The organism is Streptococcus sp. KHUD_015 (genome assembly GCF_051106265.1).
GTDB lineage: Bacteria > Bacillota > Bacilli > Lactobacillales > Streptococcaceae > Streptococcus.
The window spans coordinates 1,884,682-1,900,795 of the sequence record NZ_CP193665.1 but is presented as its reverse complement, the minus strand read 5'-3'; the positions used below and the strand labels follow the sequence as shown (position 1 = coordinate 1,900,795).

At 41.2% G+C, this 16,114-nt stretch carries 17 protein-coding genes and 1 pseudogene; 14 read left to right on the top strand and 4 right to left on the bottom strand.

The features are described from left to right. Positions 1-11: 11 nt before the first annotated feature. Complete coding sequence (folK, locus tag ACORHU_RS08955) at positions 12-824, top strand: 2-amino-4-hydroxy-6-hydroxymethyldihydropteridine diphosphokinase (protein ID WP_434364398.1); 813 nt, start codon at positions 12-14, stop codon at positions 822-824. 44 nt (positions 825-868) lie between these two features. Here the strand turns inward: folK and ACORHU_RS08950 are convergent, their stop codons facing one another. Beyond that, positions 869-1,186, bottom strand: coding sequence for a DUF960 domain-containing protein (locus ACORHU_RS08950; RefSeq protein ID WP_000886036.1), 318 nt, complete (start codon positions 1,184-1,186; stop codon positions 869-871). Between the two features lie 237 nt (positions 1,187-1,423). Here ACORHU_RS08950 and ccpA point away from each other — a divergent pair, with 237 nt between their 5' ends. After that, positions 1,424-2,434 (top strand): catabolite control protein A, encoded by a 1,011-nt coding sequence (gene ccpA / locus ACORHU_RS08945; RefSeq protein ID WP_001090627.1) that lies wholly within the window; start codon positions 1,424-1,426, stop codon positions 2,432-2,434. A gap of 53 nt (positions 2,435-2,487) precedes the next feature. Here ccpA and ACORHU_RS08940 read toward each other — a convergent pair whose 3' ends face one another. Continuing rightward, complete coding sequence (locus tag ACORHU_RS08940; RefSeq protein WP_153198611.1) at positions 2,488-3,450, bottom strand: asparaginase; 963 nt, start codon at positions 3,448-3,450, stop codon at positions 2,488-2,490. Between the two features lie 65 nt (positions 3,451-3,515). Here ACORHU_RS08940 and ACORHU_RS08935 point away from each other — a divergent pair, with 65 nt between their 5' ends. After that, positions 3,516-4,907, top strand: coding sequence for a Cof-type HAD-IIB family hydrolase (locus ACORHU_RS08935; RefSeq protein ID WP_434364397.1), 1,392 nt, complete (start codon positions 3,516-3,518; stop codon positions 4,905-4,907). Positions 4,908-5,081: 174 nt separating this feature from the next. Here the strand turns inward: ACORHU_RS08935 and ACORHU_RS08930 are convergent, their stop codons facing one another. Further along, positions 5,082-5,534, bottom strand: a complete 453-nt coding sequence (locus ACORHU_RS08930) for a universal stress protein (RefSeq protein WP_153226542.1) — start codon at positions 5,532-5,534, stop codon at positions 5,082-5,084. Between the two features lie 161 nt (positions 5,535-5,695). Here ACORHU_RS08930 and ACORHU_RS08925 point away from each other — a divergent pair, with 161 nt between their 5' ends. From ACORHU_RS08925 to ACORHU_RS08905, 5 genes are all read left to right on the top strand, one after another. Next, entirely contained in the window at positions 5,696-5,998 is a 303-nt protein-coding gene (locus tag ACORHU_RS08925) for a hypothetical protein (protein WP_025171347.1), read from the top strand. Between the two features lie 155 nt (positions 5,999-6,153). Further along, positions 6,154-7,368 carry a pyridoxal phosphate-dependent aminotransferase gene (locus ACORHU_RS08920; protein WP_000666459.1) on the top strand — a complete coding sequence of 405 codons (1,215 nt, stop codon included), beginning with the start codon at positions 6,154-6,156 and terminating at the stop codon, positions 7,366-7,368. Between the two features lie 154 nt (positions 7,369-7,522). Then, on the top strand, positions 7,523-7,657 hold the full coding sequence (rpmH, locus tag ACORHU_RS08915; RefSeq protein ID WP_000831905.1) for a 50S ribosomal protein L34: 135 nt from the start codon (positions 7,523-7,525) through the stop codon (positions 7,655-7,657). A gap of 138 nt (positions 7,658-7,795) precedes the next feature. Next, positions 7,796-9,760 carry a peptide ABC transporter substrate-binding protein gene (locus ACORHU_RS08910; protein ID WP_434364396.1) on the top strand — a complete coding sequence of 655 codons (1,965 nt, stop codon included), beginning with the start codon at positions 7,796-7,798 and terminating at the stop codon, positions 9,758-9,760. A 32-nt stretch (positions 9,761-9,792) separates the two neighbouring features. Beyond that, positions 9,793-10,038, top strand: coding sequence for a hypothetical protein (locus ACORHU_RS08905; protein ID WP_434364395.1), 246 nt, complete (start codon positions 9,793-9,795; stop codon positions 10,036-10,038). Positions 10,039-10,195: 157 nt separating this feature from the next. On the opposite strand, the pseudogene ACORHU_RS08900 reads toward ACORHU_RS08905, so the two are convergent. Next, a pseudogene (locus ACORHU_RS08900) lies at positions 10,196-10,333 on the bottom strand (amino acid permease); the annotation flags it as partial. A 157-nt stretch (positions 10,334-10,490) separates the two neighbouring features. Here ACORHU_RS08900 and ACORHU_RS08895 point away from each other — a divergent pair. The 6 genes from ACORHU_RS08895 (at position 10,491) to ACORHU_RS08870 (ending at position 16,047) form a co-directional block, all read left to right on the top strand. Beyond that, positions 10,491-11,264: a TatD family hydrolase gene (locus ACORHU_RS08895; protein ID WP_434364394.1), complete on the top strand. Its 774-nt coding sequence runs from the start codon at positions 10,491-10,493 to the stop codon at positions 11,262-11,264. After that, complete coding sequence (rnmV, locus tag ACORHU_RS08890; RefSeq protein ID WP_434364393.1) at positions 11,264-11,824, top strand: ribonuclease M5; 561 nt, start codon at positions 11,264-11,266, stop codon at positions 11,822-11,824. Before ACORHU_RS08895 ends, rnmV begins: the two co-directional genes overlap by 1 nt. A gap of 71 nt (positions 11,825-11,895) precedes the next feature. After that, complete coding sequence (locus ACORHU_RS08885) at positions 11,896-12,795, top strand: XRE family transcriptional regulator (protein WP_173277190.1); 900 nt, start codon at positions 11,896-11,898, stop codon at positions 12,793-12,795. A gap of 277 nt (positions 12,796-13,072) precedes the next feature. After that, entirely contained in the window at positions 13,073-15,103 is a 2,031-nt protein-coding gene (locus tag ACORHU_RS08880) for a bacteriocin-associated integral membrane family protein (RefSeq protein WP_434364392.1), read from the top strand. Between the two features lies 1 nt (position 15,104). Further along, positions 15,105-15,746, top strand: coding sequence for an ABC transporter ATP-binding protein (locus tag ACORHU_RS08875; protein ID WP_434364391.1), 642 nt, complete (start codon positions 15,105-15,107; stop codon positions 15,744-15,746). Further along, positions 15,739-16,047, top strand: coding sequence for a hypothetical protein (locus ACORHU_RS08870; protein WP_000333264.1), 309 nt, complete (start codon positions 15,739-15,741; stop codon positions 16,045-16,047). The genes ACORHU_RS08875 and ACORHU_RS08870 overlap by 8 nt, the downstream gene beginning before the upstream one ends. The last annotated feature ends 67 nt before the right edge of the window (positions 16,048-16,114 follow it).

Here is a 16,114-nt window from a genome sequence, read left to right as displayed (position 1 = left end):
AAGGAATCATTATGGATCAACTGCAGATTAAGGATTTGGAAATTTTTGCCTATCATGGTCTTTTTCCTAGTGAGAAGGAATTGGGGCAGAAGTTTGTCGTTTCAGCCATCCTATCCTATGATATGACCAAGGCGGCTACAGACTTGGATTTAATGGCTTCTGTCCATTATGGAGAATTGTGTCAGCAGTGGACGACTTGGTTTCAGGAAACAACTGAGGATTTGATAGAAACGGTAGCCTATAAACTGGTAGAACGTACCTTTGAAACTTATCCTCTTGTCCAAGAAATTAAGTTGGGACTGAAAAAACCTTGGGCACCGGTGCATTTGCCACTAGATACTTGCTCGGTAACCATTCATCGCCGTAAGCAACTGGCCTTTATCGCCCTAGGAAGCAATATAGGAGATAAACAAGCAAACTTGAAGCAAGCCATTGAGAACATGCGAGCTCGTGGTATCCATATTCTTAAAGAGTCCAGTGTCTTGACGACGGAGCCTTGGGGTGGTGTTGAGCAGGATAGCTTTGCAAATCAAGTGGTTGAGGTTGAAACATGGTTGCCTGCCCCAGTGCTATTAGAGATCTTGTTAGCCATTGAGTCAGAGATGGGACGGGTGAGAGAAATCTATTGGGGACCTCGTTTGATTGATTTAGACTTGCTCTTTGTGGAGGACCAGATCCTTTATACAGACGACCTCATATTGCCTCATCCTTACATAGCGGAACGCCTTTTTGTCCTTGAGTCCTTACAGGAAATTGCACCTCATTTTATCCATCCTACATTAAAGCAACCTATCCGCAACTTGTATGATGCTTTGAAAAAATAAAAAAACTCTAGTTTTCAGTCACTTGCAACTGAAGGCTAGAGTTTTTAAAATAGATCATTTTCTTCTGGGAGGAGGATAGTTTCTCTACCGTCCATGTCTAAAACCAGTACTCTTGGCGGATAAAGAGGGTCGAAAGGATGGTTAAAGTCAAAATCAATAGCTGTAGGGAGGTGTTGACTTGAAAAATGGAAGGTAATTTTTCCTTGGTTATTAAGCAATTGAAACTCGAGTTCTTCTTCCAGTTCAAAGACATTTTTTAAGAAGTGGTCAATAATATACCAAAAAGAGTCAATGACATCATCAGGCAAGTTGGTAACAATACCAAAACTAGCAGACCGCATCTGGGTATTAGTAAAAGCCATATTTCTGCCCCCTTTCTTTTCCCTTATCATACAGCAAATAGGATTAAAAATCAAGAAAAGGAGATTTTTTCTTTATAAACATAGTTTTATATGAAATTTTTTTCAAATATTCTTCAAAAAATGCTTGAAAGTGTTTACAAATAGTGATAAAATGGAATAAGTAGAATCATGAAAACGAAATTTTCATACCGTCTCTTTTTTGGAGTCTCGTGAGGTATGATATAGAAAGGAAATGGAATGAATACAGACGATACAGTAACGATTTATGATGTCGCCCGTGAAGCAGGAGTTTCAATGGCGACAGTTAGCCGTGTAGTCAATGGCAATAAGAATGTAAAAGAGAATACTAGAAAAAAAGTACTTGAGGTGATTGACCGTTTGGATTATCGTCCAAATGCAGTGGCACGTGGTCTTGCAAGTAAAAAGACAACCACTGTCGGTGTTGTGATCCCAAATATTACCAATGGTTATTTCTCAACGCTTGCCAAAGGGATTGATGATATCGCTGAAATGTACAAGTATAACATCGTCCTTGCCAATAGTGATGAGGACGATGACAAGGAAGTTTCAGTTGTCAATACACTATTTTCTAAGCAAGTGGATGGTATCATCTTTATGGGGTATCACTTGACTGAAAAAATTCGTTCAGAGTTTTCTCGTTCTCGAACACCAGTTGTTCTTGCAGGAACTGTGGATGTAGAACATCAGCTTCCAAGTGTCAATATTGACTACAAACAAGCAACGATTGATGCAGTAACCTACCTTGCTAAAGAAAATGAGCGCATTGCTTTCGTTAGCGGTCCACTAGTGGATGACATCAATGGTAAGGTTCGTTTGGTTGGCTACAAGGAAGCCTTGAAAAAAGCAGGTATTTCTTATAGCGAAGGATTGGTATTCGAGTCTAAATACACTTATGAAGACGGTTATGCCTTGGCAGAACGCTTGATTTCATCAAACGCAACTGCAGCAGTTGTAACAGGTGATGAGTTGGCAGCAGGTGTCTTGAACGGCCTTGCTGATAAGGGTGTGTCAGTACCAGAAGAGTTTGAAATTATTACTAGTGATGATTCACAAATCTCACGCTTTACCCGTCCAAACTTGACAACTATTGCCCAACCTCTTTATGACCTTGGTGCCATTAGTATGCGTATGTTGACTAAGATTATGCACAAGGAAGAGTTGGAAGAACGTGAAGTTCTCTTGCCTCATGGTTTGACAGAACGTCGTTCAACACGAAAACGTAAATAGAAAAAATCAGGGGATCGTGAAGATTTCCTGATTTTGCTTTCTAGAGAAGAGTATTAGCCTTCCATATAGTCTTTCAAAGCCTGTCCTGTTAGTCCGGCATTGAGGGCGATGAGGAGTTTCAAACGGGCTTTTTGGGCGTTGAGTTCTTTAACAAAGAAAACGCCTGATTTTTGCAACTGCACGCCTCCACCTTGGTAGGCATAAACAGGCTCAGCGATACCGTTAAAGCATCGTGAAACCAGGGCGACTGGGATTCCTTTTTGCAGAAGGCTTTCTAATTTTTGAGCCGTTTCTTTGGGAATATTACCAGCTCCGAAGGCTTGGATAATCAAACCGTCCAATTGTTCCAAATCCAGCATATCAATCAGCTCATCTGTCATACCAGCATAAGCAGAGATGATAGGGACTAAGCCTTGTATGTGATTAAGGTCAAAGCGAACACGAGGTTCAGCTGTTTTAAAGTAGAGTATTTCCTGTTTCATAATCAGACCAAGTGGCCCGTGTGTTGGAGTCTGGAAGGTGCTGACGTTGGTTGTATGTGTTTTAGTAACATACTTGGCTGCGTGGATTTCATCGTTCATAACGACCAAAACTCCTTTATCAGCAGCCCTGTCATCGCTGGCCACTCGTAGAGCACTCAGATAATTATAAACACCGTCACTACCGAGTTCGTTAGAGCTGCGCATGGCACCTGTTAGAACGATAGGCATATGGGGAACTTCCATGGTGTCAAGGAAATAGGCTGTTTCTTCCAAAGTGTCGGTTCCGTGTGTGATTACCACCCCATCGTAGTTAGCAGCTTCCTCTTTGATTTTTTGGTAGAGGGCCAACATATGCTTAGGTTTGATATGAGGGCTTGGCAGGTTAAAAAAGTCTAGGGCATGGACTTGGATTCCGTTGAGGGGATTGGACACATGGTTCATGGGATTATCTGAACTCGTTACAACAGCGCCAGAGGCATCGGCCTGCATGGAAATAGTCCCTCCCGTATGTAAAACAAGGATTTTCTTAGGCATGATTTACTCACTCTTTCTGAAATGTGGTATAATCATTGTATCACAAAAGGGGAGATTGGGATAGGATGGAAGTCAAAGCTGTTTTTTTTGATATCGATGGAACCTTGGTCAACGATCGCAAGAGTGTTTTGAAATCCACTAAGGACGCGATTAAGATTGTCAAAGAACAAGGGGTGTTGGTTGGTGTAGCGACAGGGCGAGGACCTTTTTTTGTTAAGGAATTGATGGACGATTTGGATTTGGACTTTGCGGTAACCTATAATGGCCAGTATATCTTTACTAAAGACAGAGTCTTGTTCACGAGCCCAATTTCCAAGTTACATTTGCGCCAGCTCATTACGTATGCTAAAAAAGAGGGCAAGGAGATTGCATTAGGGACCAAGGATGCCATGTTGGGTTCCAAAATCATGTCCTTTGGTTTGGGTTCTTTTTCCCAACGAATCAGTCGCTTCGTTCCCTCTGTTTTAACTCGGACAGTGAGTCATTCCTTTAATCGTATGGTCAGCAAGGTTGTTCCCCAAAAGGAAGAAGACCTGCTTCATCTGATGAATCAGCCTATCTACCAAGTTTTGATGCTGATGACACCGGAAGAATCTGAGAAGGCTGCAGCTGATTTTGAAGACTTGAAATTGACACGTAGCAATCCTTTTGCAGCGGATGTCATCAATCAAGGAAACTCTAAATTGGAAGGTATTCGACGAGTTGGGAAAGAATATGGTTTTGACCTCAACCAAGTGATGGCCTTTGGTGATTCGGATAACGACCTTGAAATGCTGGCTGGTGTCGGTATGTCGGTCGCTATGGGAAATGGTAGTAGCAGTGTCAAGGAAGTTGCCAAGCACATTACCACCAGCAATCAGCAAGACGGAATCCATAAGGCCCTAGAACATTTTGGTGTTTTAGCTTCAGAAAAAGTCTTTGTCAGCCGTGACTATCATTTCAATAAGGTCAAGACCTTCCACCACATGATGGATGAACGAACCCAAGAAGAACCTCGAGCTTGGGATTTAGAAGGTGCAACCCATAGGGCTGGCTTTAAAATAGAAGAATTGGTGGAGTTTGTTCGAGCTGCCAGCCCTTCTGAAGAGGACTTTGGTCAAGCTCTATCGCAACTTCATCAGGCCCTTGATAAGGCAGCAGATAAGGTAGCACAGAAGACGCCTGCTCAGCAAGATTTGGTAGGGCAAGTGGATGCCTTGATTGACACACTTTACTTTACCTACGGTAGTTTTGTCTTGATGGGAGTGGACCCAGAACGTATTTTTGATATTGTCCATCAGGCCAATATGGGGAAAATTTTTCCAGATGGCAAGGCTCATTTTGATCCAGTGACCCATAAAATCTTAAAACCAGATGATTGGGAAGAAAAATATGCTCCAGAACCTGCTATTAAAAAGGAACTGCAGCGTCAGCTCAAGGCTTACGAACGCCATAAAGAGAGAAATAATACTCAATGAAAATCAAAGAGCAAACTAGCCGCAGGCTGCTCAAAGCACTGCTTTGAGGTTGTAGATAGAACTGACGAAGTCAGTAACATACCTACGGCAAGGCAACGTTGACGTGGTTTGAAGAGATTTTCGAAGAGTATAAATAGTAAACAAAAAGGAGCGCTGAGCTCCTTTTCTTCGTGATTATAAGGTTTTTTCTTGTTCTCTCACAACCAGCAAATCGACCTTAGCATGGCGGAGAATGTATTCAGATGAAGAGCCGACCAAGAGGCGTTCAAAGGCGTTGAGACCAGTTGCGCCAACGAGGATGAGGTCCACTTCCTCAGCATCGGGAATAGTACGTGCCAAGAGGGTTTTTGGATTTCCCATTTCAATGACGATATGAACATCTGTCACACCAGCATCTTTAGCACGTTTTTCGTACTCTTTCATCAGACTTTCAGCGTCGACTTGGAGTTGTTCGTAAACTTCAGCATCAAAGGTGGATACGCTTTGGAGTGCGCGTGTGTCAATGACATGAGCGATGGTGAGTTTAGCGTCGTTTCGTAGAGCAGAATGAACTCCCTTGACAAAAGCCAAGTCCGCTTCCTTAGAACCATCGATTGCGACCATAATATTTTGGTAACGTTGTGCCATAATGAAACCTCCTGAAATTTTCTTACTATAATTGTAAACCTTTTCACTATAGAAGTAAAGCAAAAAAAGTATTTTTCAAAAGAATGTTAGCACTTAAAAACTATATAAATATATGATGAAATAAAAGAAAGGATAGTAGGAAAGAAGTGAAGGGAGGAAGAATGATGAAAAACTCTTTTCAAGAAACAAAAAAATCAAATTTCCTTTATTATGGAATCATCCTGGCTTCAGTCTTGATAGAAGTGATTATGATATGGCAATTAGAGAAGCTAATTCCGCTTCTCTATCCAGGTTTTATTGGCTTTTTAGTCTTTCACCTACTCTACCATCTGATATTATTCCTAGTTGCAAAAAGAAGTGGTCGCTGGGATTACTTGATGATATGGGGGCTTTTCCTCATGTTCAATCTTCTCTATGACTCCTTTCTAGGCTTGCTTTTTCTAGGTTTATCTTTTGGTATGTGATGTTTTTTGGCAAAACACCTGCTATCTCCCCTGTCTTGACTTCGCTTTTAGTGAGGCTTTTCTTCCATCTGAATCTAGTAACACATTTCAGTAAACTTGTCGCATTCTCTTTCTAGTGGTATAATGTTACTATCCTGATGAATTGAGGAAACAAGATGAAAGAATATAACAAATCTAGTAAGTTAGAGCATGTTGCTTATGATATCCGTGGCCCTGTATTGGAAGAAGCCATGCGAATGCGAGCAAACGGAGAAAAGATTTTACGTCTGAATACAGGAAATCCAGCAGAATTTGGCTTTACAGCGCCAGACGAGGTCATTCATGACTTGATTATGAATGCGCGTGATAGTGAGGGGTATTCTGACTCCAAAGGGATTTTCTCAGCCCGTAAGGCCATCATGCAGTATTGCCAATTGAAGAAATTCCCAAACGTAGATATTGATGATATCTACCTTGGAAATGGTGTTAGTGAACTGATTGTCATGTCCATGCAGGGGCTTTTGGACAATGGAGACGAGGTCTTGGTGCCTATGCCAGACTATCCTCTCTGGACAGCAGCTGTCAGTCTAGCTGGAGGAAATGCCGTTCACTATATCTGTGATGAAGCTGCAGAATGGTATCCAGATATTGACGATATCAAGTCAAAAATCACTTCAAATACCAAGGCAATCGTCCTTATCAATCCAAATAATCCAACTGGAGCCCTTTATCCTAAGGAACTCTTGTTGGAGATTATTGAGATTGCCCGTCAAAATGATTTGATTATCTTTGCGGATGAAATTTACGACCGCATGGTCATGGATGGGCATGTGCATACGCCTGTGGCGAGCTTGGCACCAGATGTCTTCTGTGTCAGCATGAATGGTCTCTCAAAATCCCACCGTATTGCTGGTTTCCGTGTGGGTTGGATGGTCTTGTCTGGTCCTAAGACACACGTTAAAGGCTATATCGAAGGGCTCAATATGTTGTCCAATATGCGCCTTTGCTCTAACGTTTTGGCCCAGCAAGTCGTACAAACTTCCTTGGGTGGCCACCAATCAGTTGATGAATTGCTTCTTCCAGGTGGACGGATTTACGAGCAAAGAAACTTTATCTACAATGCCATTCAAGAAATCCCAGGTTTGTCTGCTGTTAAACCCAAGGCCGGACTCTATATCTTCCCTAAAATCGACCGAAATATGTACCGTATCGATGATGATGAGCAGTTTGTCCTTGATTTCTTGAAGCAGGAAAAGGTTCTCTTGGTTCATGGTCGTGGTTTTAACTGGAAGGAACCAGACCACTTCCGTATCGTTTACCTTCCTCGTGTTGATGAGTTAGCCCAAATCCAAGAAAAGATGACTCGTTTCTTGAAACAGTATCGTAGATAGGGCTTACATCAGAAAAAGCGTTAAAAAGCTGGAAACATTTGCCTAGAGCTATTGACAAAAGTAAAAGAATCAGATAGAATAGTAAAGTATGTTTAGTAACTGATCACTTTATAGCCGGCTAAACGAATACAAAATCTATGAGGAGGTATTCATCGTGAAACGTACTTATCAACCAAGTAAACTTCGTCGTGCGCGCAAACACGGATTCCGTAACCGTATGTCAACTAAAAACGGTCGTCGCGTATTGGCAGCTCGTCGTCGTAAAGGACGCAAAGTTTTGGCTGCATAATCCAAACGAACCATAACAAAAATCAGTAGGAACTCGAGTCTACTGATTTTTATTTTTGTAAAAAAGTTCAAAAAGGCTTTATATTTTTGCTCAAATGGTGTATAATATTTCACATACTGTAAAAAATGGAGAATAATCATGAAGAAATCAAAAGTTATGCTTTTTGGAGCTATGGCTTTGACAGCAGGTCTAGCTCTAGCGGCATGTGGGACTTCCCAATCAAGTAATGCAGACAAGACTTACTCTTATATCTTTGTCAATAACCCAGATACCTTGGATTATATTACTTCTACCCGAGACTCTACATCTAGTATCACAACCAACTTGATTGATGGGTTGTTGGAAAACGACCAGTATGGCAATCTTATCCCATCTATGGCTGAGTCGTGGACTGTGTCAAAAGATGGTTTGACCTACACTTATAAAATCCGTCAGGGGGCTAAATGGTACACTTCTGAAGGAGAAGAGTATGCGGATGTAACAGCTCATGACTTTGTGACTGGTCTTAAGTATGCGGCTGATAAAAAGGCTGAAAACTTGTACTTGGTACAAGATTCTATCAAAGGGCTAGCAGACTATGTTGAAGGGAAATCATCCGATTTTGGAACTGTTGGTGTTAAGGCAGTGGATGATTACACACTCCAATACACACTCAACCAACCTGAGACTTATTGGAACTCTAAAACAACAGCAAGTATTCTTAGTCCTGTAAACGAAGCTTTCTTGAAGTCTAAGGGGGATGACTTTGGAAGTGTGACGCCATCAAGTATCTTGTCAAATGGTCCTTACTTGTTTAAGTCCTTCACATCAAAATCTTTGATTGAATTTGATAAAAATCCTAACTATTGGGATAAGGACAATGTCAAAATCGAGAAAGTGAAACTTTCTTTCTTTGACGGTTCTGACCAAGATAGCATTACAAGAGGATTTTTGGAAGGTAACTACACAGATGGTCGTATCTTCCCAACAAGTTCAGTCTTTGCTGAACTCAAGAAGGGCAATGAGGACAAGATTACCTATACACCACAAAACTCAGTTACTTTCTATTATCTTTTCAACGTGAATCGTCAAAGCTACAAGCAGACTATGAAACAGTCTGATAAGGAAAAGACAGATTCACGCGCAGCTATGCAAAATAAAGATTTCCGTCAGGCTATCAACTTTGCCTTTGACCGTCATGCCTATGCAGCGCAGACAAATGGTGAAGATGGAGCAGACCGTATTTTGCGTAACACGATTACACCAAGTAACTTTGTCCAAGTTGGAGATAAGAACTTCGGTGATATTGTCAATGAAAAAATTGTCAACTACGGTAAAGATTGGGCAAATATCAACCTAAACGATGGTAAGCAAGCTTTCTTGAACCCTGACAAGGCCAAAGAGAAATTTGCTAAGGCTAAAGAAAGTCTGCAAGCTCAGGGAGTAACCTTCCCAATTCATTTGGATATGCCAGTTGACCAGACTGCTAAGTTAGATGTGCAACAGGCTGGTTCTTTCAAGCAAACAGTAGAAGCCACTCTTGGTAAGGAGAATGTAGTTATCGATGTTATCCAACTTTCTCCAGATGAAAAAGATCAGGCAACCTACTTTGCAGATACAGCAGAACAAAAAGACTACGATATCGACATCTCAGGATGGGGTGGAGACTACTCAGATCCGAAGACTTACCTAGCTATCCTTGATCCAGAGACAGGTTCTCAGTTGAAAAACATGGGCTTGTCTGAAGGAAAAGACAAGGAAGTTAAGGATAAGATTGGTCTTTCTGACTACAAGAAACTCTTGGATCAGGCAGATGCTGAAATCACAGATACTCAAGCTCGCTATGAAAAATATGCTGACGCCCAAGCTTGGTTGACAGATAGCGCCCTCTTCCTACCAGTTCAAAGTGGCGGAGCCAACCCAATCTTCCGTAAGACTGTACCGTTTACAGGCCCATTCTCATTTGTTGGTCATAAAGGAAATGCTGACAACTATAAATATGTTGAACTGCAAAAAGAGCCAGTAACTGCTAAACAGTACCAAGAACTCTATGAAAAATGGCTGAAAGAAAAAGCTGAGTCAAATAAAAAAGCTCAGGAAGATTTAGCTAACCACATTCAATAGTATTCCTAGTCATGCTTTTCAGTTAATACTCAATGAAAATCAAAGAGCAAACTAGGAAGCTAGCCGCAGGTTGCTCAAAGCACTGCTTTAAGGTTGTGGATAGAACTGACGAAGTCAGCTCAAAACAGTGTTTTGAGGTTGTAGATGTAACTGACGAAGTCAGTAACCATACCTACGGCAAGGTGAAGCTGACGTGGTTTGAAGAGATTTTCGAAGAACATAAGCCTAGTGACTGGATTCAGAAAAAGGCTCTACCAGACGCTTCTTGGTTCTGGTAGGGCCTTTTCTTTATTCTTTTAAGTGATAAGAGTAGCTAGCGACAACGACGTCTTGGTGCCAACGACGGGCGTATTTAAGCTGGAGCCTCATCTGATTGTGCAGGATATTCTGCCAAGGTTTATTAGAGATAAACTGGGATATTAGGACTACTTGCTAAGGCCCATAGGCGATGGAGAACAGAGCGCCGCTTGACAAGATGGTCAAGGTCTGTATTTTTTCCAGTAGTCCCCCTTCGCCTTCGGTCGAGGACTTAAGAGGACGACCGATGAAGGTCTGTTTTAATTTTGTAAACAAGGTCATTTCCTTTGTTGAAAAATTCAATAAGAGTTATTATACTGTTTTGAAAAAAGAGCATCAAGAGATGATGATGGGTTCTAGAATATTTTTTACAGATGAGGAGACAGGTCAGTTTTTTTGCTATAATAGAATATAGAAAACGAGGTTAGAAGAGATGATTTTTGATACACATACACATTTGAATGTAGAAGAATTTGCAGGTCGTGAGGCAGAAGAAATTACCTTGGCTGCTGAGATGGGTGTGACACAGATGAATATTGTTGGTTTTGATAAACCGACGATTGAGCGTGCCTTGGAGTTAGTAGATGAGTATGACCAGCTCTATGCGACAATCGGTTGGCATCCGACAGAAGCAGGGATTTACACGGAGGAGATTGAAGCCTATTTGCTTGATAAGCTCAAGCATCCCAAGGTTGTGGCTTTAGGTGAAATTGGATTGGACTACCATTGGATGACAGCTCCAAAAGAGGTCCAGGAGCAGGTTTTTCGCCGTCAGATTCAGCTATCTAAGGGCTTGGATTTGCCTTTTGTTGTCCATACCCGTGATGCGCTGGAAGATACTTATGAGATTATCAAGAGCGAGGGGGTTGGTCCACGTGGTGGAATCATGCATTCTTTCTCAGGAACTCTTGAATGGGCAGAGAAGTTTGTCGCGCTTGGTATGACCATTTCCTTCTCAGGTGTGGTGACTTTCAAGAAGGCAACTGATATCCAAGAAGCGGCTAAAAAGTTACCTTTGGACAAGATTTTGGTGGAGACAGATGCTCCTTACTTGGCTCCTGTTCCTAAACGGGGTCGCGAAAACAAAACAGCCTATACTCGCTATGTAGTGGACTTTATCGCCGACTTGCGTGGCATGACGACAGAAGAGCTAGCGGCGGTAACAACTGCAAATGCAGAACGCATTTTTGGATTGGACAGCAAGTAATGAAAGAAAAAATTTCCCAAGTCATCGTGGTCGAAGGTCGCGATGATACGGCCAATCTCAAACGTTATTTCGATGTAGAGACCTATGAGACACGAGGTTCTGCCATTAATGAACATGATATAGAGAGGATTCAGCGCCTGCACCAGCGTCATGGGGTCATCGTTTTTACAGACCCAGATTTTAATGGGGAGCGGATTCGTCGCATGATTATGACGGCCATTCCAACAGTTCAGCATGCCTTCCTCAAACGAGATGAAGCTGTTCCCAAGTCCAAGACCAAGGGGCGTTCTTTGGGAATTGAGCATGCCAGCTATAAAGACCTGAAAACAGCTCTAGCTCAGGTGACAGAACAATTTGAACATGAGAGTCAGTTTGACATTAGTCGTAGCGACTTGATTCGACTTGGTTTTCTAGCAGGGGCAGACAGCCGTAAGCGCAGAGAATATCTAGGAGAGGCTCTCCGAATCGGCTATTCCAATGGCAAGCAACTCCTCAAGCGCTTAGAGTTGTTTGGTGTTACCTTGGTAGAAGTGGAAGAAGCTATGAAATCTTATGAGTAGGAAAGATGTAGCTGTTACAATTTTTTAAGTTTCACAGTATTTTTCGAAGTAGGTAGAAGAGGAGGCGTCTGATGTTAATTGGTCAAAAAATCAAAGAGATTCGGATAGAAAAAGGAATTAGTCGTCCAGATTTTTGTGGAGATGAGCAAGAACTGACAGTTCGTCAACTGTCGCGAATTGAAAGTGGAGCTTCGCAACCGAGTTTGCCCAAGTTAGACTATATTGCTCGTCGTTTAGGAGTTCCAGCTTATAGCCTTATGCCGGATTTTTCAGCTCTTCCTCCTGCTTATTTAGAATTGAAATACCAGATTTTACGTGAACCAATCTATGGTAAAGAAGAGGAATACGATAAGAAAGAAGCGTGTTTGGAAGAGATTTATAAAATATACTTTGATAATCTTCCTAAAGAAGAACAATTAGTATGTGAAGTATTGCAGGCGTGTTTAGATACTTCTAGAACTAGAAGGCCTGAATACGCAGAGTTAATACTTGAGGAACATATGCCTCAGATTATAGAAAAAGAAGCTTATTCAATAAATGATATGTTGTTGATTCGTTTGTTTTTTTATCAAATGCTTATTAGAAAAGATCTTGCCAAATTTGTGAATCAAATCGAAAAGCTAATGCTCTTTCTTTTAGAACAGAAGAAGGTAACTCAATTAGAAAACTTCTTTATAATTAGAGATACTCTTATTTCAGGAATGTGTTGTCTTGAAAAGGTAGGAGTAACGGATTGCTTTAATGATTATCTATCGTGTTTACAAGAAATTATGGATAAAACCCAAGATTATCAAAAGAAACCCCTTGTATTTATGTTTTTGTGGAAGCAAGCATTAAGAGTAGAAAGAGATTTTAGTTTATCTGAATCATTTTATCAGTCTTCTAAAACATTTGCGCAGCTAATTGGAGATGAATTTCTAGTAAAGAAATTGACAGAGGAATGGCAAGAGGATGTAAAAAAATATTTATAAACATAGTAAAGCATAGTGAAGCAATGACAAAAATGTCCTTGTTCTGGTCTTGAAATAGTTCTAAAGTTCGTCTTTAGGGCTGTTTTTAATATATAAGTTAAAAATAAAATGAAATAGTTAGATTCTAAGGACATTGATGTCCTTGGTAGTTCTTGAAGAAACGGATATAATGTATTTGAAGATGTTGCTAGTGGAAAGAACTTAATATGCTTCTTAACATTGTAGTGACTGTGGTCACCTTCTCACTAAGTGACCAAGTAACTTTTTGGAGGAAATGATGAAACGTTTATTTATTTTGGTTTCAATGGTATTGGTATCGCTTTATATGCTGATAACTTCCGTTGACCATCGAGAAGAGATTTTATTTGGTAACTATCCCTCTGTTGATGTGACAGGAATGGTGATAAATCAACCAGTAGCTGGTCGCGAAGAGGTGACAGAGGCTTTGAGTCACTTGGCGGTAGAGCATAATAGTCTCATCGCCCGTCGGATCGTTGAGCCAAATGAAGCTGGAGAAACACGCTTTACCTATGCCACTTATGGTCAGGGAGAGCTTCCAGCAGGTCTGACCATTTCCTCCAAGGAGAGTGCAGAAACGAGTGATTTATTAGGGTCTTACTTGATTGTGTCAGGAAGTTTGGATGGAGTGAGCTTACAGACCACCTTGAAAGAACTTGGCTATCAAGGCTTTGTTTCGAATGGAGAAGATTCATTTTCGATAGTCTTACTATTGGCTGTCACCCCTATGGTGCTACTGAGTTTAGCTATTTTTCTGCTGACCTTTATGAGTTTGACTCTGATTTATCGGATAAAATCCCTCCGTCAAGCAGGGATTCGTTTAATAGCTGGTGAGAGCTTGTTTGGGGTTGCTCTCAGACCAGTATTAGAAGATATGAGACAGCTTATCTTCTCGGTGATGGTATCCAGTTTTTTGGGAGTGGGAATTCTCTGGTATCAAGGTGCCTTGTTTATGGCAACGGTGCAACTGGTCATCATTGGTCTTTTGCTTTATGGATTGGCCTTGATAGGGATTTCTACCTTACTGAGTGTCGTATATCTACTTGGTTTACAGGAAAATAGTCTGGTGGATCTATTGAAAGGGAAACTCCCTCTCAAACGTATGATGACATTGATGATGGTGGGGCAACTCTTGGCCGTGCTGGTAGTCGGCTCGAGTGCGACTGCTCTCCTACCCCACTACCGTGAAATGCAGGAGATGGAGAGAGCTAGCGATAAATGGAGCCAGTCCTCAGATCGTTACCGTCTATCCTTTGGTTGGTCTAGTGCATTTGCCGATGAAGAAGGAATGCGTAAGGAGAATCGCGAGTGGCAGACATTTACTGAAGAACGGTTAGCCAATACAGACTCTTTTTATATCATGAGCAATGTTGACAATTTCTCAGATGGAGCAGAAGTAGACCTAGATGGCAATCGTTTCAATGACTACACACCAGCAGGGAATGTCATCTATGTCTCACCGCGCTATCTGATAGAAGAAAAGGTTACCATTTCTTCAGAGTTTATGGACAAGATGCAAAACTTGTCTGAGGGAGAGTTTGGGCTGATCTTGCCTGAGAGCTTGCGAGAGCAGTCTGCCTACTATCAAGGATTATTTACAGACTACCTGCAAAACTTTTCATCTGAAAGTGTAGAAGCGACGAGTCAGAAACACTACCTTCCACAGTTAACGCTAGCTTTTACAGAAACAGGACAGGAACGCTTCCTCTATAACGATGGGTACAAGACGACACGTCAATATCTAAAAGATCCGATTATTGTAGTTCTAACGCCGCAAGCGACTGGAACAAGACCTGTTGCAGGGATGTTGTGGGGAACTACGGCTAATAGTGCCTTGAAACTAGATCGATATGGAGACAGCATCACATCTCTAAAAGAGCAAGGTCTGTATCACAAAGTCTCTTATTTGGTAAAAAGCCAGCTATTTTTTGCCAAGGTACTAAATGACAAACGGATGGAGTTTTACTCTCTCCTTATTGGGACGATTTTGACCCTGTCTACGGCTATCTTGTTATTTGATTCTATGAATCTTCTCTATTTTGAGCAGTTTAGACGGGAGATCATGATTAAACGTCTTTCTGGTATGACAATCTATGAGCTTCATGGCAAGTATTTACTGGCGCAAGGAGGAGTTCTCTTACTTGGGCTAACCCTATCTAGTGTTTTGACAGGAGATAGCTTGATTAGCGCTCTAGTTGTAGCTTTGTTTACGCTTAACGCTCTGTTGATTTTAGTAAGGCAGGATAAAAAGGAAGAATCTGGTAGCATGGCAGTATTGAAAGGAAAATAAGATGATTGATATTCAAGGATTGGAAAAGAAGTTTAATGACCGCGCGATTTTCTCTGGTTTAAATCTCAAGCTGGAGAAGGGCAAGGTCTATGCCTTAATCGGAAAGAGTGGAAGCGGAAAGACGACGCTGCTGAATATCTTAGGCAAACTAGAAAAGATAGATGGAGGAAGGGTTCTCTATCAGGGGAAAGATTTAAAAACCACTCCCACTCGTGAGTATTTTCGAGACCAGATGGGCTATCTCTTTCAAAATTTTGGACTCTTAGAAAACCAATCAATCAAAGAGAATTTGGATTTGGGCTTTGTCGGTCAAAAAATTTCAAAAGTAGAACGTTTGGAAAGGCAAGTGGAGGCTTTAGAAAAAGTTAATCTAGGGTATTTGGATCTAGAACAAAAAATTTATACTTTATCTGGGGGAGAGGCCCAACGAGTTGCCCTTGCGAAGACTATTTTGAAAAATCCACCCTTGATTTTGGCGGATGAACCAACAGCAGCTCTTGATCCTGAAAATTCAGAGGAGGTTATGAATCTCTTGGTGGGCTTGAAAGATGAAAATCGAATGATCATCATTGCTACCCATAATCCCCTAGTCTGGAATAAGGCCGATGAGATCATTGATATGAGGGAGTTTGCTCATGTGTGAAAAAATCCGTATTCGCAGGGTATCTGATTATCCTAGTGCCAGAGGTGGTTTAGAAGATATTCTCATCATGGAAAATATGACCAATCATCTCCTTTTGGTTCAAATCCGAGTGAATGGATATTTGCTTGATTTTGCTAGCATTGAAGGGCAAAGGCAAAAGCATTATCGTTTGAAAAATTTACCTCAAACGGTTGAACTGACAGTGGACGATGTGGAGGAGGATGTAGATTTGACCCTACCTGAAAATCGAAGTTATCAAGAAGCTGATTTTTTCGAACGGATGTTTCGAGAGAACCGATGAGTCCACCTTTAAAGATTTCCAAGACTATCTTTCTTCATGAGGAAAGATAGTTTTTTGGTATGATTTT